Origin of the sequence: Paenibacillus brasilensis (assembly GCF_009363115.1) — a bacterium.
Lineage (GTDB): Bacteria > Bacillota > Bacilli > Paenibacillales > Paenibacillaceae > Paenibacillus > Paenibacillus brasilensis.
In genome coordinates this window covers 1280658-1302371 of sequence record NZ_CP045298.1, presented here as the reverse complement: position 1 = coordinate 1302371, position 21714 = coordinate 1280658, and the positions used below count along the sequence as shown (strand labels likewise).

The following is a 21714-nucleotide window of genomic DNA, read 5'->3' as shown; positions in this document are numbered from 1 at the left end:
ATTTTTAAAACACTCGTCATCCGCCAGTCACTTGATCGGCTACAAAGCATTGTACTATTGGATGTAACATTCCATACGTGTGCATTCTGATGCCGGATCATTGATGGTGAAAACGGAATGTGAATGTTGTAAGTGGCATTTCTATATGGCGGTGGTATTTGGCTTTTGGAGAAGGATGTCTTACAATCAGAAGGAACAGGGTTCCTGGTTGTCTAGGCATCGGGATGAAAGGAAGGGAACGGCTTGTTTAGAAAAGATTATTTGCTCAGTATGATGGAAGAATTGACATCCGCAGTAGCAACGGTGCTCGGTCTAAGGCGTGAAAATAAACATATCGAAGCGCTGAAGCAACTAGATGATCTGCTCAACAAGCAGTTTCGTCTTCGTTCAGATTTGCTCAGACGATTGCCGCCGGAGCAAATGATTGAGCTTTTCCGATTGGGCCCTGGAATTGAAGCGGATAAGCTTCAGCAGGTGGCACGTATTTTGGAAGAAGAAGCCGTGATTTACCTAGAAACCGACAGAACAGACGAGGGAATACGAATTCTTATGAAATCTCTTCATCTATATTTGTACAGCGATTCGCACGGCGCAGCTCGTGAGCTACAGGTCTTGCCTGAACGGATTGCGTGTATCGTGAATCTGGTGCGCGAATACGAGCTTCCCCCTGAAACCAGCAAGCTGTTGGCTTCTTATTATGAGCGTGAGGACAGGCTGGACGAAGCTGCTGATGTTTGGTTCGGACTGGCATGGGAGCAGCCAGAGCTGCTATCGGAAGCAAAGTCATTTTACAGCCAATTGCTGGATAAGACCAATGCGGAACTGGAGCGGGGTGGAATTTCACGCCAGGAAGTCACCGAGGGTTTGGCCGAGATCACCCAATTACATGAAAGAAAGTGAGATGTACCTTTTGGATTCACTGCGTGAACTTATATACCAATTGACCACAGGAGGCTCTCTTATAACCGCGACGCTAAGTCAGCTTCGCAAACGAGAGGATGCTTCCTTTACTAAAGTACACATCAAGCCTGTGGAATTGAAAAACAAGCTGCATTACCAGTTTGCTTTTCATTACAGCAACAAAGTCATTCATGAAAACCTAACCCCTGACGAAGCTAATGAGCGCATGACCGCCTTGTTTGAGGATACGTTCCGTCAAGGACTTTTATGTGCCAAGAATGCGGATTATCAGGTGCTGATCAGTAAAAAATATAGAGTTTCCATTCTGACAAAATCACCGAGTAAAAGTAAGGCCGACCTGTCTCATAATCGTAAAAAGCAATACGTGCTGGAGGAAGGGGAACGAATCCCGTTCCTGATTGAGCTGGGGATTATGAATGAGGATGGCAAGGTACTGGCTCGCAAGTACGATAAGTTTCGTCAAATCAACCGTTTTCTTGAAATGGTGCAGGATGTACTGCCTAGCCTTCCCGTAGGTCGTCCCTTGACGATTGTGGATTTTGGCTGTGGCAAATCGTATTTGACCTTTGCCTTGTATCACTACTTGGCTGTACAGCAAAAACGACCTTTGCAGATCGTCGGCTTGGATTTGAAGGCAGATGTCATTGAAACCTGTAACCTTCTGGCGCAAAAGCTGCAATACCGCCAATTGGAGTTTCTGGTCGGTGATATCGCAGATTATAACGAACTGGAGCAGGTGGATATGGTCGTTACCTTGCATGCCTGCGATACAGCCACGGATGCTGCACTGGAAAAGGCCGTACGCTGGGGAGCGTCCGTCATTTTATCGGTTCCATGCTGCCAGCATGAGCTGTTTAGCCAGCTGGAAAATCCGGTGCTGGAGCCATTGCTTTCTCATGGTATCCTGAAGGAGCGTTTTTCTGCACTGGCAACGGATGGAATTCGGGCCAAGCTGCTGGATATGATGGGATATCGGACACAGCTGCTGGAATTTATCGACATGGAGCACACACCTAAAAATATTCTGATTCGTGCCGTCAAAGGCCAAGCGGGAGAGAAATCCGTTCTATGGCGTGAATACACGGCATTTCGGGATTTTATTCATGCTGATCCTTACTTGGAGCGCGCTTGTGCAGATTTGCTTCCCGAGGGAGCAGGGAAGACGCAGACACATCATTAGAAATATAGTAAAAGTGGGGCCACTGCAGCGGCTCCACTTTTTTGCAGTTCACAGCTTGCAGTTCACAGCCACAGGTCACAGGTGGTTCACCCTGCTCCACGTACTCGTGTGTAGGGAGCCTCTACCCGCCGTAGGCACTTCTGAAAGCAGTGCACAAAGCGTCGCGATCCACCTTCCATAATGTCGCGAGCTCCTCGCTCACATCTTCGTCCCACCAGTCGCACAGTAGTTTGCGGTTGCTGCGGTTTTCCGCAATCCAGATAAGGTGTCCGATGACCTTGCGACAGTACAGTTCCTCGCCCTGCTTGACCAGATCAGAAGCAATATGAACAGGCAGACGCTTGCGCGCTCGGTATAGCTCCTTGCTGCATGCGCGCCTGATACCACGGGCCGTGGGCAAACGGGATTGTGGGTTGTCGTGTTTGGGAAATTTGCCGGGAGGCATATCGTACCCCCTCCTCTCTCCAACAGCTTATGCGGGCAGAAGATCAGGGGTCACTGTCCTCCTTGTTTGAGCGAAGTGGCGACTTGTTCAGCCGCTGTGATAAACTAATGAAAATAGAGCAGAGAAGGCAGGGAGTGGGCAGAGAGATGGATTATATATCTGGTGTCATTAATTATTTGTTTGAGATTATTCGTAGTCTTGGATATTTCGGAATTATGCTCGGACTAATGGTTGAGGTCATTCCGAGTGAAATTGTGCTCGCGTATGGTGGATTCTTAGTATCGTCAGGTCATATTAATTTTATTGGCGCGGTCGTATTTGGAACCATCGGGGGTATGCTGGCTCAGTTGTTTATTTATTGGATTGGACGTTATGGTGGCAGGCCTGTATTGGATAAATATGGGAAATACATACTTATTAAAAAGAGTCATGTCGACCACGCTGAAGCATGGTTTAACAAATACGGCACAGGGGTCATTTTCACAGCTCGCTTTATCCCTGTTGTGCGTCACGCAATCTCAATCCCTGCCGGGCTTGCTCGAATGAACGTATGGCGCTTTATTATTTTGACGACGCTGGCGATTATACCTTGGTCTGTTCTGTTTATTTATTTAGGTATGCTGCTGGGAGACAAATGGGAGCAAATTGATGAGGTGGCTGCACCTTACATCAAACCGATTTTGCTGGTTGCTCTTGCGCTCTTGATCATTTATTTTGTAATTAAATGGATTATGTCCAAAAACAAAAAAGGAAGTGTATAACATGAGCCGTACTAACGTATCGCAATATTTCGGAAAGGGCTTGAGCCCTGAGCAGTTTATGGAGGGAATGGAAAAAAACAAGGAAGCTTTCCGCTCCGGGTACGACCAGTTTGTCTGGAATAGCGAAGAGGATCGGGAGTATTTTGAAAGCTTGAACCATCGGGATGATCTGCGTGTACTTATTTTGGCTGCCGACTGGTGTGGCGACGTGGTACGCACCGTGCCAGTTGTATTCCGTGCGTTGGAGAATAGCGGTATTCCGACCGAAGTATTGATTTTGGAAAATCATCAGGCGTTAATGGACGACTTCCTGACCATGGGTGGACGTGCAGTGCCGATTGTAATTTTTGCCGATACAGGGGGCCACGTACTGGGTCATTGGGGACCACGCCCTGCACATGTTCAACAAATCATGACCGAGTTCAAACGTGAAAATCCGGATCGGGAAGCCGATGATTATCAAGAGAAAATTGCGGTGGCCCGCCAAGAAATGGCTGTGAAATATGGGGAGGGAACCGAGGTTCATCCTGTGATTGTTCAGGAATTGCGCGAGCTGATCTCGGGATTTTAACTCATGACGTTATCCATTCGCAGCTTTAATCTCGGCCCACTCCAAACGAATGCTTATTTGCTTCAAGGGGATGATCCGCAGCGTGCCATTATTATTGATCCGGGGATGAATCCGGGCCCTTTGCTGAAAGCTATTGAACCGCTGACCATTGAGGCGATCTTGCTGACTCACGCCCATTTTGACCATATCGGTGGGGTTGAGGCGATTCGCAATGCCAAAGGGTGTCCGGTTTACCTGCACGCCTTGGAGCAAGACTGGCTGACATCTCCCAAGCTGAATGGCTCCTTGATGTGGCCGGAGGCATCGCCACCGATCTCGACGGAGCCTGCCGAATATGATTTGGCGGAAGGTCAGCAATTGAACCTGATCGGACATACATTCAAGGTGCTGCATACACCGGGGCATTCACCTGGTAGTGTGAGCTTTTTGTGCGGCAAGGATCTCTTTTCCGGGGATGTGCTATTCCGTCAAGGCGTCGGGCGTACGGATCTGCCTGGCGGTCGGGAACGAGACTTGTATGATTCGATTCAGAACAAATTGTTCCCGCTTGGAGATGATGTTACAGTGTATTCTGGTCACGGGCCCAAAACATCTATTGGTTATGAAAAAGCCAATAATCCGTATATCCGGTAAAATGTACGAATGTTTGAATTGGGGCAGAACCAAAGGTGTGACAGGTTTTGCCCCTTTTCGACAACAAATTATAAATTATGTATAGACAAAGGTTTTTATTTTTGTTAACATAAATTTATTGAAGTTACATACTAAACTCGCGAAGCACGCAAGCTGTGGATGAATCCCGGTTTGCGTTCTTTTTTTTGCCCATAAGAGGATAAAGAGGCATGAGGCCGTCAGATCACAAGGGGGGAGCAAGAATGAAAAGAAAACATATATATGGGTTACAGCGTGAACGTGGAGGTAGGCTCCGTTTTTCTAATATAATAGAAGATGAAGCTTCCGGGGTAGGCTCTGAACCAAAGGTCATAACGTGGAAGAAGATAACAAGACGGGCCTGCACTCATACACAAAACTGGCATGTAAGGCTGAATGAGCACAGGCAGGGACGTGGAGACGGTCAATTTTAAGAAGCACAGATGATATAGACAAGCTACTTATTTTTTAGTAGACTTAGCAGATAAGTTCAGACAAACGGGGGGGCTAACGATGCATCATTTAGGAGCTAGAATTATGATCGTCGCGGATGCTTTTGAGCAGAATCTTCCTGTGGGCGAACACGGTTATATCATTGCTTACGATCGTAATGCGGACAATGCTTTTGACTATGTCATTCGCGTCCCGAAGGTGAACCGCAACTTTTTTGTACCATCGGGGGACATCGAGCTAGAAGAAAGTATTCTGAAGCTGGAAGCCGAGCGGATTGAGCGTGAAGCGCTGATAGATTACGCCCTTGCTACTCATAATGAGAAACTGTTCAAACATGTGATGAACGGTGGTCTTGATTCAGTAGTGGCTGAGGAAGAAGAAACCGCGGCAGAATTGTTGTCACAGGCTGATTTTATCAAACAAGTCAATTTACGTGCTTGGATATAGGAGTCGGCTACTGCCGGCTCTTTTTAGGAATATATAATGCACGATCTCGTTCCTATAGTTTTCGCGAAAGGCACCGAGAGGTGCTTTTTTTATATCCTTTTAGCAACATTTGCCTCATTGATGTAGGGTTTGCTTCTGTACCGCGCCAAAGATTGAATTGTAAAAGGTTCTATCCTATAATTAAAAACGTTATTTCAAAGTTCGGTGCAGCATTTTTTGATATACATGAGGAGGGTTTTGTATGAACATTTCTACGGAAGATGTCCGTCACGTAGCCAAGCTGTCCCGGTTGAATCTGACCGCGGCCGAAGAAGAAACGATGACAGGGCAATTGAACGCCATTCTCCATTATGCGGAGAAGCTGAATGAGCTGGATACGGAGCAGGTAAAGCCGACCACTCATGTACTGCACGTCAGCAATGTCATGCGGGACGACGAAGTTCGCGACAGTTTGACACTGGAGCAGGTCATGCGTAATGCACCTGAAGAAGAAGACGGACAGTTTAAAGTTCCTGCTGTATTGGAATAGATTTTACATTTGAAAGGAGGATGCAAATTGAGCTTGTTCAATAACACATTGCCGGAAATACATAACAAGCTGCATCAAAAGGAAATTTCTGTGAGTGACCTGGTAGGACACGCTCTGGAGACGATTGGTGCGCGGGAAGACAAGATCAGGGCTTACATCACCGTTGACGAGGAGCAGGCCCGTGCATCCGCACGTCAGCTGGATGATCAGCTGGTTTCGGGAGAGGAACGCGGGTTGTTGTTTGGCCTGCCAGTCGGTATTAAGGATAATATCGTGACGGAAGGGCTGCGTACAACATGCGGCAGTCAGTTTTTGAAAAATTTTAATCCTGTGTACAATGCCACGGTTGTCGACAAATTACGAGCATCCCAAACCGTGACACTCGGTAAAATGAATATGGATGAATTCGCGATGGGTGGCTCTAACGAAAACTCCAGCTTTTTCCCGGCCCGTAACCCATGGGATCTGGAGCGTGTACCCGGCGGTTCCAGTGGCGGTTCGGCGGCGGCTGTAGCAGCGGGTGAGGCTTATTTCACTCTCGGCTCCGATACAGGCGGTTCCATTCGCCAGCCCGCTTCTTATTGCGGTGTAGTTGGTCTGAAGCCAACCTATGGCCTGGTATCACGTTATGGATTGGTGGCCTTCGCCTCCTCTTTGGATCAAATTGGACCTATCACCAAAAATGTTCAAGATTCGGCGTATGTCCTGCAGGCTATTGCAGGCTACGATCAGAAGGACTCTACTTCTGCGAAGGTTGACGTTCCTGATTATTTGAACGCTTTGACCGGAGATGTAAAAGGACTTCGCATTGCTGTACCCAAGGAGTACCTTGGTGAGGGCGTTGATCCACAGGTCAAGGAAAAGGTGCTGGATGCACTGAAAACGCTGGAAGGACTGGGTGCGGTATGGGAAGAAGTGTCTCTCCCTCATACAGAATATGCAGTAGCTACATATTACCTGCTGGCTTCATCCGAAGCGTCCTCCAATCTGGCCCGTTTTGACGGCGTGCGCTACGGTGTGCGTTCTGACAATCCGGACAACCTGCTTGATCTATATCATCAGTCCCGTACGCAGGGCTTTGGCCCTGAGGTGAAGCGACGGATTATGCTGGGGACCTATGCGCTCAGTTCCGGGTACTATGATGCTTACTACCTGAAAGCTCAAAAAGTACGTACGCTGATTAAACAGGATTTTGACCGTGTATTTGAGCAATATGATGTTATTATCGGACCTACCGCGCCGACAACTGCTTTCAAAATCGGTTCGCAGGTGGATGATCCATTGACGATGTATTTGAACGATATTTTGACGATTCCGGTGAGTTTGGCCGGGGTGCCAGCTATTAGCATTCCTTGTGGTTTTGCAGATGGCATGCCAGTCGGACTGCAAATTATCGGGAAAGCCTTTGACGAGTCTTCCGTGCTGCGCGTAGCGCATGCATTTGAACAAAATACCGAATTTCACAAGCAGCGCCCACAGCTGTAATTTACCGAAAAGGAGGGAACCCATTCATGTCTACAACTACATCCAAGTATGAGACGGTCATCGGACTTGAAGTCCATGTGGAATTGCATACGAAGTCCAAAATATTTTGCGGATGCTCGACATCCTTCGGAGCACCGCCAAACTCACATACATGTCCAGTATGTCTCGGACATCCAGGAGTATTGCCGGTACTGAACCGTCAGGCCGTCGATTATGCGATGAAAGCTGCGATGGCGCTCAATTGTACCATTGCTGATGTGAGCAAGTTTGACCGCAAAAACTATTTTTATCCCGATTCACCGAAAGCTTACCAAATCTCGCAATACGATCAACCCATCGGCGAGAACGGCTGGATTGATATTGAGGTGAACGGTGAGACCAAACGTATCGGCATAACTCGACTGCATCTGGAAGAAGACGCAGGTAAATTAACCCATGTGGATGGCGGTTATGCGTCACTGGTTGATTTTAACCGGGTCGGTACACCATTGGTTGAAATCGTTTCGGAGCCGGAAATCTCTTCGCCGGAAGAGGCCAAGGCTTATCTGGAAAAAATACGTGCCATCATGCAGTATTGTGATGTATCCGATGTGAAGATGGAAGAAGGCTCACTTCGCTGTGACGCGAACATCAGTCTTCGTCCACGTGGACAAAAAGAGCTGGGTACCAAAGCGGAACTGAAAAACATGAACTCCTTCCGTGGCGTACAGCGCGGACTGGAATATGAGCAGTTCCGGCAGGAGCAGACGCTGGAGGAAGGCGGAACGATTGTACAGGAGACACGTCGTTGGGATGAGGCCCAAGGTAAAACCCTGTCCATGCGTGGCAAGGAACAGGCGCATGACTATCGTTATTTCCCGGACCCGGATCTTGTTACACTGCATATTGATGAGGAATGGAAAGAGCGCATCCGTGCTTCGATTCCTGAACTGCCTGACCAGCGTAAAGCACGCTACACTTCGGAATATGGATTGCCTGAGTATGATGCACAGGTGATTACGTCCTCCAAGCCATTGGCTGATTTGTTCGAGGATAGCCTTCAACATACCAAGGATGCCAAAGCAGTATCCAACTGGATTATGGGGGATTTGCTCGGCTATTTGAATAGTGCCGGTGTAGAGTTGTCGCAGGTTAAACTGACAGGTCGGGGCTTGGGTGAAATGATCGGACTGCTGGAGAAGGGGACGATTAATAGCAAAATCGCTAAAACGGTCTTCAAGGAAATGCTGGAGAGTGATAAGCTTCCACAGCAAATTGTTGAAGAAAAAGGGCTTGTGCAAATCAGTGATGAGGGTGCGGTCCTGACGATCGTCGAACAGGTTGTAGCGGCTAACCCGCAATCGGTGGAGGATTACAAAGCCGGCAAGCAAAAGGCCATCGGCTTCCTGGTTGGTCAAGTAATGAAGGAGAGCAAGGGTAAAGCAAACCCTGGTCTCGCCAATAAATTGCTGACTGAAGTGCTGAATCGCTAATGGCATAGTTTTGACAGGGGGGCTTGTCTTTAAGGGACAGGCCTCTTTTTGTATAGACGATGAGAAAAATTATGAGTTTCCTTTAGGAGGGAAAACAGCATGGTTACCCTGTGTTCATTAAAAGACGATGATATCGTAAGCCAGATATGGTGTCTGCAACACCTTGCTTATAGGCTGGAAGCGGAGCTAATTGGGTTTGACGAGATTCCGCCCCTCATGGATACATTTGATACGCTGAAAAGCTGTGGTGAGTCCTTTTATGGCTGGATGGAGGATGACGAGCTGTTAGGTGCGCTGGCTGTGCAGTCTGAGTCGCCTGGTTCGCTTACTCTTACACGTATGATGGTTCATCCGGATCATTTTCGTAAAGGGATTGCGGACTCCTTAATGAAGCATGTTTTGAATGAACATCGTCATATACCGCTGTTTATCGTCTCCACAGGAACTTTAAATACTCCTGCGGTGGCCCTCTATCAAAAACATGGCTTTCGCCCCGTGTCAGCGGCTGAGGTCGCTCCAGACGTGGAATTAACCACCTACCATCTGCATAACGTGGGATAATGCTCACAAACCGCGCACCTGATGAAGGGAGCGCAACATCACCGGGAGGAGAGATTCGAGTGAATAATCCGTGGATTATCGATGATTCACATATCATTTTACGGCTTGTACTATCCATGCTTCTCGGTGGATTCATTGGCTTTGAACGTGAACGCTCCAATCACGCTGCCGGTTTGAGAACCCATATTATGGTCAGCCTGGGTTCGACACTGATTATGCTGCTCTCCATTTATGGTTTTGACGATTTTATTAAACAAGCCAATGTGCGCGTAGATCCAGCACGTTTGGCTGCAGCGGTGATTACTGGCGTAGGCTTTTTGGGCGCAGGGACAATCTTGTTTACAGGCAAATCCATCACCGGCTTAACAACAGCCGCTTCCATTTGGGTGGTGGCCGCTATTGGCCTAGGTGTTGGAGCGGGTTTTTATTTTCCGTCTATTGTAGCGACGGTGCTTGTGTTTTTAAATTTAAGGGTATTTAACAAAGTCGAACTGCGGTATATGCGTGGACGCGAACCTCACCTGATTACTTTGTACGGATTGTCCTCTCATGGATTACTGGAGCAAATTTCGAATTATTTAAAACAAGAAAAAGTAGAAATACGCAAAATAACGATTAAGGAACATGAGCATGTGCCTTTTCATGAGCACCCGAATCAGCAGAGTATGGAAGTGTCCTTGGAAGTATTGACCCGCCACGATTTTGATCCAGTGCGTATTGCAGCTGAGCTTCGACAATGGGAAGATGTAGCGGCAGTTTCCGTAGAATGAAGGGTTACCACGTATTTTCCAGTTACTCTTAAATCCGATTGGGGTACTATTTAACCATGAAGACATTTTCAACGGAACACGTATGGAATTCAAAGGGGAGGATGGCATGAACTCGGAACAACCGTTACCGTCTGGAGAGACACGGCGTCTACTAGGGTCAGAACAGCGGGAACAACCCTCACAGGGGAAACGTCTAAAATACGCTAGATTTCGCAAAGTGATTGCCATTATGATGGCAGTGTTGATACCTGGACTAGGGCATCTGTTTTTGGGGTTATTTATAAGGGGGCTTACATTTATTGTATTGCTCCTGTTAGATATTTTTGCGATGCTGTATGTTTCCTCCGATGGCTTGCGGATCAACATCCCGTTGCTTATTTTACTTGGATTATTTATACCTGTTTTGTATTTTTACAATGTATATGACGTCTTACAATCAGCAGATTACATGGTTCGTTACCGCCGTAAGCCAGATCGTTATGCACGAATGGATGCCAGAGGTCAGCAAAGTAGTCCTTTTTATGTATGGGAGCGAGGCTTTGCTTTTGCCGTACTGCTGGTAGCAGGAGGTGGACTTATGATTCTGTTCCGCATGAAGCCTCGCTGGCTGAGCATTTTTTTTGAGGATTATGGGTTCCTGACGCTGGCCCTCTTATTAATACTGATCGGTTTATTCATTTTTCTGCGAGAAATTGTCCTATCTTATAAGAGGAAAAAGTTGAAGGAAAGAGGGTGAAGCTGGCGTGCACCGTAAAATAAGAGTCGGGCGCTACACCTCTTCGCTTCTGTTGATAGCGGTAGGTGTTCTGCTTATCGCAGATGTGCTTCAAAATACTGAATATATGCTTCAGCTCCTTGTATGGTGGCCCGTAATTTTCGTGCTTTGGGGACTGGAGTATCTTATTTTTTTTGGTGTGTACTACCGCAATGAGGGCAAGTCTGACAATGGTAGGCGTTTCAGACCTGATCTTAAAGGGATTTTCTCTGCCTTGGTAGTAGCAGCCTCCGTTTTTATCGTGACCCAGCAAAATCATTATATGTACCTGTGGAACCGGGTCAGTCTCAATCTGGCGTCAGCCTCCATGGATTTTAGCCAGGCTAAAGAGAACCGATTTGATATGGGCGGTATGCTGGTGCCTGTAACCATGCAGACGTCCGATTTAGTGGTTGATTCGGTTAATGGTGATATAACGCTGATCAGACGGCCTGTGTCTAATATAGAGGTGCGTGGGACCCTGTGGGTGGATCAGGCACCTGCCGCTGAAGCGGACAAGATTGCCCAGGCTTCCTCACTGACTTCTACCGACGGCAAGACCATTCAGATCCGTCCGGAGGTTCAGTCATATGGAGCATCCAGCAAGCGCCAGCCCCGTATGAATATGCTGATTACAGTACCGGAGGATCGGCGCTTCAATATGCAGATCAGAACCTCCAACGGGAATATTACCTTGAACGGAGTAGATGCCATCGACAGCATCCGGCTTGAGAGCGGCAATGGGAATCTCATCGTCAATGATGCTATCGGGAATGTCAAAGGGTCCACCCTGAACGGTCAGGTTAAATTGCACCGGATTACCGGAGATGTAGATATGCGAACAAACCGTGGCGACATGCAGGCAGGGGATATTGAAGGAGCTGTGGCGCTGTACACGGTAGTAGGTGATGTTCAAGTCGCACGCTCAAAAGGAGATATCACGACGGATACGCAAAATGGTGATATTAATGTGCTGAACTCTACAGCCAAGCTGAATGCAAATTCGCTTAATGGTGCGATCAAGGTGCATAGCGAGCAGGTGGGTGGAGATTGGAAAATATACAGCGCCGTCGGTGATATTGCTTTAGATCTTCCGTCGAACGGAGATTTTCAGTTAGAGGGCTCCAGCAGTTATGGTAATCTGCAATCCGAGTTTCCATTTAAGATAGACAGTAAAAGTATTTCGGGCCAAAACGGGACAGGCAAATATTTGATCAACGTAGAGGGGAACAGTAATTTAATGATTAAAAGATTACTAATGCTGACGTTGCCTGATTTAAATGGGGCTGGGAGTCCGACTGTGCCTGATCCATCTGAAGGCTCTCTAGTTGAACCGGAAGCCTCTGTTACAGATACCTCCACAGACACATCCGGCGATACTACAGCGCGTTGACAAGAAACTTCGGTAGACCGTACAATGTGAGTATGTCTAGATGGGCTGTAAATAGATGGATTATACATGGATAGGATCGTAAGTAAGGGATAAGGCGGTGGACATATATGGCAGCACGCGTCCAGCATGCTTTGGAACTTCTGAAGAAGACAGGTGTACGCATAACACCCCAGCGCCATGCCATATTAAACTATTTGATGGAATCTATGGGGCATCCGACCGCAGATGAAATATATCGAGCGCTCGAATCCAAGTTTCCAAGCATGAGTGTGGCTACGGTTTATAATAACTTAAAGATGTTTATAGAAGCGGGTATGGTACATGAGTTGACCTATGGAGATAACGCCAGTCGTTACGATGCCAATGTTTCGGAGCACTATCATATCATTTGCGAAAAATGCGGGAAAATTGAGGATTTCAGTTATCCTTATTTGGCTGAGGTGGAAGGCCATGCCGCGTTGGAGACAGGCTTCGAGGTACGTGGACACCGTATGGAGTTATACGGAGTATGCAAAGATTGTAATAACAAACAAACGTAGGAATAGAAGCTTTTTGATGAGCATGCATATATTGTAATGGATTGGAAACGTGAGGAATTCCCCATAAGTGGGGATTTACCGCGTTTTTTTGTTTAACTCACTTTTTTATGTAATCTATCAAGTTTACAATATCCAGAAATCCAAAGTTTATATAATGGAGGTTTAATATTGGTCAGAAATCATTCCAGACGTCGTCGTAAGCGTTCACGATTCAAAGGAGCGGCAGGCTTGTTATTGTTTGCAGCGATCATCTGCACAATTACTGTCGTAAGGTATGGTAATCCCTTGCATGAGAAACCCGATTGGCAAGGCAGTGTGCGTCCTATTTTTATTCAGGGCAAGTTAACAGGGTATGAGGCTCAGAACTCCGGCAAGAATATGCTGATTCCCCTCAAGCTAGTACAAAATCAAATTGATCCTACTATTCGGTATGAGGATGAGAACCAGACCATCATTTTGGCGACAAGACAAAACCTGCTCCATATGAACGTTTCGAAGTCGCAAGGAGAGCTAAATGGTAAAGCATATGCGCTGACCGCAACCCCGCAAGTGATTAGCGGTGAATTGTACATCCCGATACAAGCTGTTCGTGAAGTATATGGTGTGTCCGTTCACGAAGATCCGGTGACAGGTGCAGTCATCCTGATGAGAGCCGGGGATAAGGTCAAATTGGGAAGTGTAGAAAAGAAAGATGGGGGGCAGGATGATAAAATCGCTTTGCGTAAAGATGCCTCTAGCCTATCTTTTATTTTGACAGATATATCTCAGCAAACGAAGGTGCGGATTTGGTCCAAACAGGGCGATTGGTATTTTGTGCAATTGGATAATGGCTATGCAGGATACGTCAAGGTAGACAATGTCTCTGAAGGTGGAGAGCTTGCGGTGCCTTCAGTTAAGGACGTTTTGTCCATCTCGGAGAAGCATTGGGAGGGTAGACCAGTTAACCTAGCTTGGGAGGCTGTCTATAATCGTAAGCCCAATCCTTCTACATTTGATCCTATGCCCGGGGTCAATGTAGTGAGTCCCACATGGTTCAGTGTCGTTGATCAGGAGGGTACTGTAGAAAGCAAGGCTGATTCGGCTTATGTCAGTTGGGCGCATCGTCAGGGGATGGAGGTATGGGGCTTACTGAGCAACAGCTTTAATCCCGAACTAACGACAGAAGCATTGTCTACCTTTGAACGGCGAAAGTCAATTGTGGATCAGATGATTTCATATGCCCAAGAATATGACCTGGACGGCATTAATATTGATTTTGAAAATGTTCATATGAAGGACGGACCTAATGTTACCCAATTCTTGCGGGAGCTTAAGCCAATGGCTCGGGAACATAATTTGATATTATCCGTTGATGTTACGCCCAAATCTCAGAGTGAGATGTGGTCTGCTTTTTTAGATCGAAAATCATTGGGGAGTATTACAGATTACCTTATGGTAATGGCGTATGATGAACATTGGGCTGCCAGTCCCAAGGCAGGTTCTGTGGCCTCGCTGCCGTGGACGGAAGCGTCAATGAAGCGAATTCTTCAGGAGGACGAAGTCCCGTCGCAAAAAGTAGTGCTGGGAATTCCGTTATATACCCGTGTTTGGTCGGAGACTCCTGACAAAGGGAAGATTAAGGTTACCTCTAAATCACTTGGTATGGAATCAGCAGCGGCCATCGTAGAAAAGTTTAAATTAAAGCCTAAATTCAGAGCTTCCGAAGGTCAAAATTATGTGGAGTATACTGAAGACGGTGTGGTCAAAAAGATTTGGCTGGAGGATCGGGTGTCTCTGGAGGCGAGAGTGGAACTTGCCAAATCCCTGAAACTCGGAGGAATTGGTGTGTGGAGTCGGTCCTTTGCAGATAAAAACGCATGGGAGACTTTAAAAGAAATAAGTAAATAAGCATAAAAAATTATACAATTGAAGAAGGAAGTTGTTTCTTTATGTAGAAGTGTTCACATATATCCAAATTTAGCGGTTAAGCCGCCTTGCAGGTATGGAGGGAGAAGTGCAGCAAACCAAATTAAACTTGATGTATGATGAATTGTTGCAGAAAAATTCGATAGGTGTTATTTCGTACAGGAAACCGGGAGAGTTTTTTCACGGAGCGATGTTGTACGACTTTGATGAACTTATTCTAATTATTGGAGAAGGCCAGCAACCAGCCAGGTTCATACAGCATTTACTTATTGATGGATTAAGATGTCAGGTGTTGCATGTATCACTTGCTTGTTTGAAGGGCTGGATTATCGCTGGTGAATATGCCAACGTTATAGATTATTTGCTGGAAGGACGTATCGTTTGGGAGAGAGATGACAGGGTCCGTCTTTTAAGACAGGAAATTGTCGAATTCAATGAACCGCTGCGGGAGCAAAAGAGGTTTCATGAGTTTTCTCGCTTCCTGGTCAATTACGTTCATGGTAAAAGAGCAATACGAGAAGGTCGAACCATTGACGCGTATCAAAGTGTCTTGAAGGCGTTGGATCATTGGGCCTCAATTGAACTCATTGAGCGGGGGATTTATCCGAAGGTACATTTATGGCTTCAGGTACAGCCGTTGGATCGAACAGTCTATAAGCTGTATAACGAGCTCACATTGAGTATGGAAACTTTGGAGCAGCGGATTGAACTGGTACTGCTTGCTTGCGAATTTTCAGTTATGTCTAAAATGAAAGAGTGCTCTTCCCCGCTATTCCGCATATTAGGTAGCAGACGTGAGCCTTGGTCTATAGATGAACTCATTAATCATCCTGAGCTAAAAAATCTCCAACTGGATCTTACCGTCGTGCTTCGCAAACTGGTGTACCGTTCACTCATTAAGGAATCAAGTGCTGGGGGCTTTATAGATCGCACGCATCGTCGTGAGCTGCGTTACTCTCTTATTTGATTGAGCAAGATCAGTTTTGTCAGGAAGAAAGGTCGTTAAGCTGACTTTTCTTCCTTTTTTTCATTTGGATAAAGTTATAAGTGGCTTAAAACATATAAATTATCAATTTAGGTTGACGAGTATATTAAATATGTGCTAAGTTATAACTCGCCCCATGAAGCAGCATGAATAATTTAGAACTGATTAAAGCAGGATAAGCGTGTTGCAATCAAGCAAAAAAATGAAGTGAAAAAATAAATTTAAAAAAAGTGCTTGACGAAAAATGAGGTTATGTGTTACATTATTTAAGTCGCCGCTGAGACGCGGTGGTGAAACAAAGTAAGAACAAAAGTAAGTCAATAATGCAGGTTTGATCTTTGAAAACTGAACAACGAGTGAGTAAATGATTTTGTTCGCAAAATCAACATTGAGATATTTTATCTCGTCAGTTTCAAATGAGCTAATCGCTCTTTCTATAACCAACCTCGGTTGGTCTTTATTGGAGAGTTTGATCCTGGCTCAGGACGAACGCTGGCGGCGTGCCTAATACATGCAAGTCGAGCGGGGTTTACTAGAAGCTTGCTTCTAACGAACCTAGCGGCGGACGGGTGAGTAACACGTAGGCAACCTGCCCACAAGACAGGGATAACTACCGGAAACGGTAGCTAATACCCGATACATCCTTTTCCTGCATGGGAGAAGGAGGAAAGACGGAGCAATCTGTCACTTGTGGATGGGCCTGCGGCGCATTAGCTAGTTGGTGGGGTAAAGGCCTACCAAGGCGACGATGCGTAGCCGACCTGAGAGGGTGATCGGCCACACTGGGACTGAGACACGGCCCAGACTCCTACGGGAGGCAGCAGTAGGGAATCTTCCGCAATGGGCGAAAGCCTGACGGAGCAACGCCGCGTGAGTGATGAAGGTTTTCGGATCGTAAAGCTCTGTTGCCAGGGAAGAACGTCTTGTAGAGTAACTGCTACAAGAGTGACGGTACCTGAGAAGAAAGCCCCGGCTAACTACGTGCCAGCAGCCGCGGTAATACGTAGGGGGCAAGCGTTGTCCGGAATTATTGGGCGTAAAGCGCGCGCAGGCGGTTCTTTAAGTCTGGTGTTTAATCCCGAGGCTCAACTTCGGGTCGCACTGGAAACTGGGGAGCTTGAGTGCAGAAGAGGAGAGTGGAATTCCACGTGTAGCGGTGAAATGCGTAGAGATGTGGAGGAACACCAGTGGCGAAGGCGACTCTCTGGGCTGTAACTGACGCTGAGGCGCGAAAGCGTGGGGAGCAAACAGGATTAGATACCCTGGTAGTCCACGCCGTAAACGATGAATGCTAGGTGTTAGGGGTTTCGATACCCTTGGTGCCGAAGTTAACACATTAAGCATTCCGCCTGGGGAGTACGGTCGCAAGACTGAAACTCAAAGGAATTGACGGGGACCCGCACAAGCAGTGGAGTATGTGGTTTAATTCGAAGCAACGCGAAGAACCTTACCAGGTCTTGACATCCCTCTGACCGGTCTAGAGATAGACCTTTCCTTCGGGACAGAGGAGACAGGTGGTGCATGGTTGTCGTCAGCTCGTGTCGTGAGATGTTGGGTTAAGTCCCGCAACGAGCGCAACCCTTATGCTTAGTTGCCAGCAGGTCAAGCTGGGCACTCTAAGCAGACTGCCGGTGACAAACCGGAGGAAGGTGGGGATGACGTCAAATCATCATGCCCCTTATGACCTGGGCTACACACGTACTACAATGGCCGGTACAACGGGAAGCGAAGGAGCGATCTGGAGCGAATCCTAGAAAAGCCGGTCTCAGTTCGGATTGCAGGCTGCAACTCGCCTGCATGAAGTCGGAATTGCTAGTAATCGCGGATCAGCATGTCGCGGTGAATACGTTCCCGGGTCTTGTACACACCGCCCGTCACACCACGAGAGTTTACAACACCCGAAGTCGGTGGGGTAACCCGCAAGGGGGCCAGCCGCCGAAGGTGGGGTAGATGATTGGGGTGAAGTCGTAACAAGGTAGCCGTATCGGAAGGTGCGGCTGGATCACCTCCTTTCTATGGAGAATCGTTTCCTGCGATGGAAACATTCAAATATGAAGCGCAAGCTTCCAAATCAGGTCTCGGCCTGTTACTCACTCGTTGCTCAGTTTTGAGAGCTCAAACTCTCAAGTATCATTTCCAACATGTGCTTGTAGTCAAGTACAGTTGAACATGATATGATCTTTTTCCGGGTTTACATCGGAGAACGTGCACCTTGAAAACTGGATACCGAAACGAAATTGCGTTTTAGAATATTCCTTTACGCTGATCTTGTGTAAACAAGTGAAATAAAGGTAGCAGCCTTGGATTTCATTCACACATTCGTGTCGATCCGAAATTCAAAGCAAATCGTATTTACGATGTAAATACTAGGTTAAGCTACAAAGAGCACACGGAGGATGCCTAGGCGCCAGGAGCCGACGAAGGACGTGGCGAACAACGATAAAGCCTCGGGGAGCTGTAAGCAAGCTTTGATCCGGGGATGTCCGAATGGGGAAACCCGGCTGTCTTCATCGACAGTCACTACTTACTGAATTCATAGGTGAGTGAGAGGCAGACCAGGGGAACTGAAACATCTAAGTACCCTGAGGAAGAGAAAACAATAGTGATTCCGTCAGTAGCGGCGAGCGAACGCGGATTAGCCCAAACCAGGGAGCTTGCTCCCTGGGGTTGTGGGACGTCTCACATGGAGTTACAAAGGAACCGGTTAGATGAAGAGGTCTGGAAAGGCCCGCCAGAGAAGGTAAAAGCCCTGTAGTTCAAAACTGGTTCCCTCCGAGACGGATCCCGAGTAGTGCGGGGCACGTGAAACCCCGTATGAATCCGGCAGGACCATCTGCCAAGGCTAAATACTCCCTGGCGACCGATAGTGAAGCAGTACCGTGAGGGAAAGGTGAAAAGCACCCCGGAAGGGGAGTGAAATAGATCCTGAAACCGTGTGCTTACAAGAAGTCAGAGCCCGATCTATGGGTGATGGCGTGCCTTTTGTAGAATGAACCGGCGAGTTACGTTCCCGTGCAAGGTTAAGGTGAAGAGCTGAAGCCGCAGCGAAAGCGAGTCTGAATAGGGCGAATGAGTACGTGGACGTAGACCCGAAACCGGGTGATCTACCCCTGTCCAGGGTGAAGGTGCGGTAACACGCACTGGAGGCCCGAACCCACGCATGTTGAAAAATGCGGGGATGAGGTGGGGGTAGCGGAGAAATTCCAATCGAACCCGGAGATAGCTGGTTCTCCCCGAAATAGCTTTAGGGCTAGCCTCGGAAAGAAGAATCGTGGAGGTAGAGCACTGATTGGGTGCGGGGCCCGCAAGGGTTACCAAGCTCAGTCAAACTCCGAATGCCATAGATTTAGTTCCGGGAGTCAGACAGTGAGTGCTAAGATCCATTGTCAAAAGGGAAACAGCCCAGACCATCAGCTAAGGTCCCCAAGTGTGTGTTAAGTGGGAAAGGATGTGGAGTTGCACAGACAACCAGGATGTTGGCTTAGAAGCAGCCACCATTGAAAGAGTGCGTAATAGCTCACTGGTCGAGTGACTCTGCGCCGAAAATGTAACGGGGCTAAACACACCACCGAAGCTATGGCTTGATGCTTTGCATCAGGGGTAGGGGAGCGTTGAATGCGGGTTGAAGGTGTACCGGAAGGAGCGCTGGACTGCATTCAAGTGAGAATGCCGGTATGAGTAACGAAAAGATCTGTGAGAATCAGATCCGCCGAAAGCCTAAGGGTTCCTGAGGAAGGTTCGTCCGCTCAGGGTAAGTCGGGACCTAAGGCGAGGCCGATAGGCGTAGTCGAAGGACAACAGGTGGAAATTCCTGTACCACCGTAATCCGTTATGAGCGATGGGGTGACGCAGTAGGGTAGTGACGCGGACTGATGGATGTCCGTCTAAGCAGTGAGGCTGGTGTGTAGGCAAATCCGCACATCGTAAGGCTGGGCTGTGATGGGGAGCGAAAATTATAGTAGCGAAGGTCATGATCTCAGACTGCCAAGAAAAGCCTCTAGCCAGGAGAAGGTGCCCGTACCGCAAACCGACACAGGTAGGCGAGAAGAGAATTCTAAGGCGCGCGGAAGAACTCTCGTTAAGGAACTCGGCAAAATGACCCCGTAACTTCGGGAGAAGGGGTGCCTCGGTAGGGTGAATAGCCCGAGGGGGCCGCAGTGAAAAGGCCCAAGCGACTGTTTAGCAAAAACACAGGTCTGTGCGAAGCCGCAAGGCGAAGTATACGGGCTGACGCCTGCCCGGTGCTGGAAGGTTAAGGGGAGTGGTAAGCTCTTCGGAGCGAAGCTATGAACCGAAGCCCCAGTAAACGGCGGCCGTAACTATAACGGTCCTAAGGTAGCGAAATTCCTTGTCAGGTAAATTCTGACCCGCACGAATGGCGTAACGACTTGGGCGCTGTCTCAACGAGAGATCCGGTGAAATTTTAATACCTGTGAAGATGCAGGTTACCCGCGACAAGACGGAAAGACCCCATGGAGCTTTACTGCAGCTTGATATTGAATTTGGGTACGATCTGTACAGGATAGGTGGGAGCCGTAGAACTTTGAGCGCCAGCTTGAAGGGAGGCATCCTTGGGATACCACCCTGATCGTATCTAGGTTCTAACTTGGTACCGTGATCCGGTACGAGGACAGTGTCAGGTGGGCAGTTTGACTGGGGCGGTCGCCTCCTAAAGAGTAACGGAGGCGCCCCAAGGTTCCCTCAGAATGGTTGGAAATCATTCGAAGAGTGCAAAGGCAGAAGGGAGCTTGACTGCGAGACCTACAAGTCGAGCAGGGACGAAAGTCGGGCTTAGTGATCCGGTGGTACCGCATGGAAGGGCCATCGCTCAACGGATAAAAGCTACCCTGGGGATAACAGGCTTATCTCCCCCAAGAGTCCACATCGACGGGGAGGTTTGGCACCTCGATGTCGGCTCATCGCATCCTGGGGCTGAAGTAGGTCCCAAGGGTTGGGCTGTTCGCCCATTAAAGCGGTACGCGAGCTGGGTTCAGAACGTCGTGAGACAGTTCGGTCCCTATCTGTCGTGGGCGTAGGAAATTTGAGAGGAGCTGTCCTTAGTACGAGAGGACCGGGATGGACGTACCGCTGGTGTACCAGTTGTTCCGCCAGGAGCACCGCTGGGTAGCTATGTACGGAAGGGATAAGCGCTGAAAGCATCTAAGCGTGAAGCCCCCCTCAAGATGAGATTTCCCAGTATGTAAGACCCCTTGAAGACGACGAGGTAGATAGGTTGGGGGTGGAAGTGCAGTAATGCATGGAGCTGACCAATACTAATCGGTCGAGGGCTTATCCTAAAGATAAAACGCAATGAAGTTTCGGATCCAGTTTTCAGGGTGTAACCTTGAAACAATGCTTAATATTCCCTGATAGCTCAGTTGGTAGAGCACTCGACTGTTAATCGAGTTGTCACAGGTTCGAGTCCTGTTCGGGGAGCCATATGGAGAGGTGTCCGAGTTGGCCGAAGGAGCACGATTGGAAATCGTGTAGGCGCCAAAAGCGTCTCGAGGGTTCGAATCCCTCTCTCTCCGCCAGAATTATTTTATTGTATGGCCCGTTGGTCAAGGGGTTAAGACACCTCCCTTTCACGGAGGTAACAGGGGTTCGAATCCCCTACGGGTCATTAAAAAAAATCCACAAAGAGCTTGAAATAAAAAGTTCATTATGGTATAATATGAGAAGTGTTCCAATTGTGGAGGCTTAGCTCAGCTGGGAGAGCATCTGCCTTACAAGCAGAGGGTCGGGGGTTCGATCCCCTCAGCCTCCACCATTAATAATTTAAAAGATATCTCTTTTACTGACGCGGGGTGGAGCAGTTCGGTAGCTCGTCGGGCTCATAACCCGAAGGTCGCAGGTTCAAATCCTGCCCCCGCAACCAATTAAATTTTATTA

The 21714-nt window shown here is 47.9% G+C and carries 18 protein-coding genes, 5 tRNA genes and 2 rRNA genes; 24 read left to right on the top strand and 1 reads right to left on the bottom strand.

The genetic code is table 11. The features are described 5' to 3' along the window. Positions 1–243: 243 nt before the first annotated feature. Together GCU48_RS06130 and GCU48_RS06125 are read left to right on the top strand one after the other, a co-directional pair. The gene (locus GCU48_RS06130) at positions 244–900 is read left to right on the top strand and encodes a DUF6483 family protein (protein WP_152379417.1); all 657 of its coding nucleotides are present in this window, start codon (positions 244–246) and stop codon (positions 898–900) included. Further along, entirely contained in the window at positions 887–2101 is a 1215-nt protein-coding gene (locus GCU48_RS06125; protein WP_152379416.1) for a class I SAM-dependent methyltransferase, read from the top strand. Before GCU48_RS06130 ends, GCU48_RS06125 begins: the two co-directional genes overlap by 14 nt. A 121-nt stretch (positions 2102–2222) precedes the next feature. Here the strand turns inward: GCU48_RS06125 and GCU48_RS06120 are convergent, their stop codons facing one another. After that, positions 2223–2546 carry a dehydrogenase gene (locus GCU48_RS06120; protein WP_152379415.1) on the bottom strand — a complete coding sequence of 108 codons (324 nt, stop codon included), beginning with the start codon at positions 2544–2546 and terminating at the stop codon, positions 2223–2225. Between the two features lie 146 nt (positions 2547–2692). Between GCU48_RS06120 and uptA the strand changes: the two genes are divergently transcribed. The 22 genes from uptA to GCU48_RS06010 all read left to right on the top strand — a co-directional run bounded on the left by uptA (position 2693) and on the right by GCU48_RS06010 (position 21700). After that, complete coding sequence (gene uptA, locus GCU48_RS06115; RefSeq protein ID WP_152382116.1) at positions 2693–3307, top strand: undecaprenyl phosphate transporter UptA; 615 nt, start codon at positions 2693–2695, stop codon at positions 3305–3307. 1 nt (position 3308) lies between these two features. Next, the gene (locus GCU48_RS06110) at positions 3309–3878 is read left to right on the top strand and encodes a thioredoxin family protein (protein WP_152379414.1); all 570 of its coding nucleotides are present in this window, start codon (positions 3309–3311) and stop codon (positions 3876–3878) included. 3 nt (positions 3879–3881) lie between these two features. Continuing rightward, the gene (locus GCU48_RS06105; RefSeq protein ID WP_152379413.1) at positions 3882–4511 is read left to right on the top strand and encodes an MBL fold metallo-hydrolase; all 630 of its coding nucleotides are present in this window, start codon (positions 3882–3884) and stop codon (positions 4509–4511) included. A gap of 242 nt (positions 4512–4753) precedes the next feature. Then, positions 4754–4963 (top strand): hypothetical protein, encoded by a 210-nt coding sequence (locus GCU48_RS06100; RefSeq protein WP_025719086.1) that lies wholly within the window; start codon positions 4754–4756, stop codon positions 4961–4963. Between the two features lie 79 nt (positions 4964–5042). Further along, positions 5043–5429 carry an ATPase gene (locus GCU48_RS06095; protein ID WP_152379412.1) on the top strand — a complete coding sequence of 129 codons (387 nt, stop codon included), beginning with the start codon at positions 5043–5045 and terminating at the stop codon, positions 5427–5429. 241 nt (positions 5430–5670) lie between these two features. After that, entirely contained in the window at positions 5671–5958 is a 288-nt protein-coding gene (gene gatC / locus GCU48_RS06090; RefSeq protein WP_025719083.1) for an Asp-tRNA(Asn)/Glu-tRNA(Gln) amidotransferase subunit GatC, read from the top strand. Positions 5959–5985: 27 nt separating this feature from the next. Next, entirely contained in the window at positions 5986–7443 is a 1458-nt protein-coding gene (gatA, locus tag GCU48_RS06085) for an Asp-tRNA(Asn)/Glu-tRNA(Gln) amidotransferase subunit GatA (RefSeq protein ID WP_152379411.1), read from the top strand. A 26-nt stretch (positions 7444–7469) separates the two neighbouring features. Next, on the top strand, positions 7470–8915 hold the full coding sequence (gene gatB, locus GCU48_RS06080) for an Asp-tRNA(Asn)/Glu-tRNA(Gln) amidotransferase subunit GatB (protein ID WP_152379410.1): 1446 nt from the start codon (positions 7470–7472) through the stop codon (positions 8913–8915). Between the two features lie 99 nt (positions 8916–9014). Continuing rightward, the gene (locus GCU48_RS06075; RefSeq protein ID WP_152379409.1) at positions 9015–9476 is read left to right on the top strand and encodes a GNAT family N-acetyltransferase; all 462 of its coding nucleotides are present in this window, start codon (positions 9015–9017) and stop codon (positions 9474–9476) included. A 59-nt stretch (positions 9477–9535) separates the two neighbouring features. Next, complete coding sequence (locus tag GCU48_RS06070; RefSeq protein ID WP_152379408.1) at positions 9536–10246, top strand: MgtC/SapB family protein; 711 nt, start codon at positions 9536–9538, stop codon at positions 10244–10246. A gap of 82 nt (positions 10247–10328) precedes the next feature. Next, positions 10329–10982 (top strand): hypothetical protein, encoded by a 654-nt coding sequence (locus GCU48_RS06065; RefSeq protein WP_152379407.1) that lies wholly within the window; start codon positions 10329–10331, stop codon positions 10980–10982. Between the two features lie 7 nt (positions 10983–10989). Further along, positions 10990–12393, top strand: a complete 1404-nt coding sequence (locus GCU48_RS06060; RefSeq protein ID WP_152379406.1) for a DUF4097 family beta strand repeat-containing protein — start codon at positions 10990–10992, stop codon at positions 12391–12393. A gap of 107 nt (positions 12394–12500) precedes the next feature. Next, positions 12501–12932: a peroxide-responsive transcriptional repressor PerR gene (gene perR, locus GCU48_RS06055; RefSeq protein WP_152379405.1), complete on the top strand. Its 432-nt coding sequence runs from the start codon at positions 12501–12503 to the stop codon at positions 12930–12932. A gap of 168 nt (positions 12933–13100) precedes the next feature. Beyond that, positions 13101–14819, top strand: coding sequence for a glycosyl hydrolase family 18 protein (locus tag GCU48_RS06050; protein WP_152379404.1), 1719 nt, complete (start codon positions 13101–13103; stop codon positions 14817–14819). Positions 14820–14925: 106 nt separating this feature from the next. Next, entirely contained in the window at positions 14926–15804 is an 879-nt protein-coding gene (locus GCU48_RS06045; RefSeq protein WP_244316094.1) for a nucleotidyltransferase-like protein, read from the top strand. Positions 15805–16279: 475 nt separating this feature from the next. Next, positions 16280–17835: ribosomal RNA gene (locus GCU48_RS06040) — 16S ribosomal RNA — on the top strand. Between the two features lie 356 nt (positions 17836–18191). Beyond that, positions 18192–21119: ribosomal RNA gene (locus GCU48_RS06035) — 23S ribosomal RNA — on the top strand. Together the 16S and 23S rRNA genes with 5 tRNA genes alongside form the textbook arrangement of a ribosomal RNA operon. A gap of 66 nt (positions 21120–21185) precedes the next feature. Beyond that, positions 21186–21261 (top strand) — tRNA-Asn (locus tag GCU48_RS06030). A gap of 3 nt (positions 21262–21264) precedes the next feature. Further along, positions 21265–21356: transfer RNA gene (locus tag GCU48_RS06025), tRNA-Ser, on the top strand. 17 nt (positions 21357–21373) lie between these two features. Beyond that, a tRNA-Glu gene (locus GCU48_RS06020) sits at positions 21374–21445 on the top strand. Positions 21446–21516: 71 nt separating this feature from the next. Then, positions 21517–21592: transfer RNA gene (locus GCU48_RS06015), tRNA-Val, on the top strand. Between the two features lie 31 nt (positions 21593–21623). Beyond that, a tRNA-Met gene (locus tag GCU48_RS06010) sits at positions 21624–21700 on the top strand. The last annotated feature ends 14 nt before the right edge of the window (positions 21701–21714 follow it).

What these genes read in the sequence shown, in the direction of transcription:
- GCU48_RS06125 (WP_152379416.1), top strand. Translation starts at nt 887, where the DNA reads ATGAAAGAAAGTGAGATGTACCTTTTGGATTCACTGCGTGAACTTATA.
- GCU48_RS06120 (WP_152379415.1), bottom strand. Translation starts at nt 2,546, where the DNA reads ATGCCTCCCGGCAAATTTCCCAAACACGACAACCCACAATCCCGTTTG.
- uptA (WP_152382116.1), top strand. Translation starts at nt 2,693, where the DNA reads ATGGATTATATATCTGGTGTCATTAATTATTTGTTTGAGATTATTCGT.
- GCU48_RS06110 (WP_152379414.1), top strand. Translation starts at nt 3,309, where the DNA reads ATGAGCCGTACTAACGTATCGCAATATTTCGGAAAGGGCTTGAGCCCT.
- GCU48_RS06105 (WP_152379413.1), top strand. Translation starts at nt 3,882, where the DNA reads ATGACGTTATCCATTCGCAGCTTTAATCTCGGCCCACTCCAAACGAAT.
- GCU48_RS06100 (WP_025719086.1), top strand. Translation starts at nt 4,754, where the DNA reads ATGAAAAGAAAACATATATATGGGTTACAGCGTGAACGTGGAGGTAGG.
- GCU48_RS06095 (WP_152379412.1), top strand. Translation starts at nt 5,043, where the DNA reads ATGCATCATTTAGGAGCTAGAATTATGATCGTCGCGGATGCTTTTGAG.
- gatC (WP_025719083.1), top strand. Translation starts at nt 5,671, where the DNA reads ATGAACATTTCTACGGAAGATGTCCGTCACGTAGCCAAGCTGTCCCGG.
- gatB (WP_152379410.1), top strand. Translation starts at nt 7,470, where the DNA reads ATGTCTACAACTACATCCAAGTATGAGACGGTCATCGGACTTGAAGTC.
- GCU48_RS06075 (WP_152379409.1), top strand. Translation starts at nt 9,015, where the DNA reads ATGGTTACCCTGTGTTCATTAAAAGACGATGATATCGTAAGCCAGATA.
- GCU48_RS06065 (WP_152379407.1), top strand. Translation starts at nt 10,329, where the DNA reads ATGGAATTCAAAGGGGAGGATGGCATGAACTCGGAACAACCGTTACCG.
- perR (WP_152379405.1), top strand. Translation starts at nt 12,501, where the DNA reads ATGGCAGCACGCGTCCAGCATGCTTTGGAACTTCTGAAGAAGACAGGT.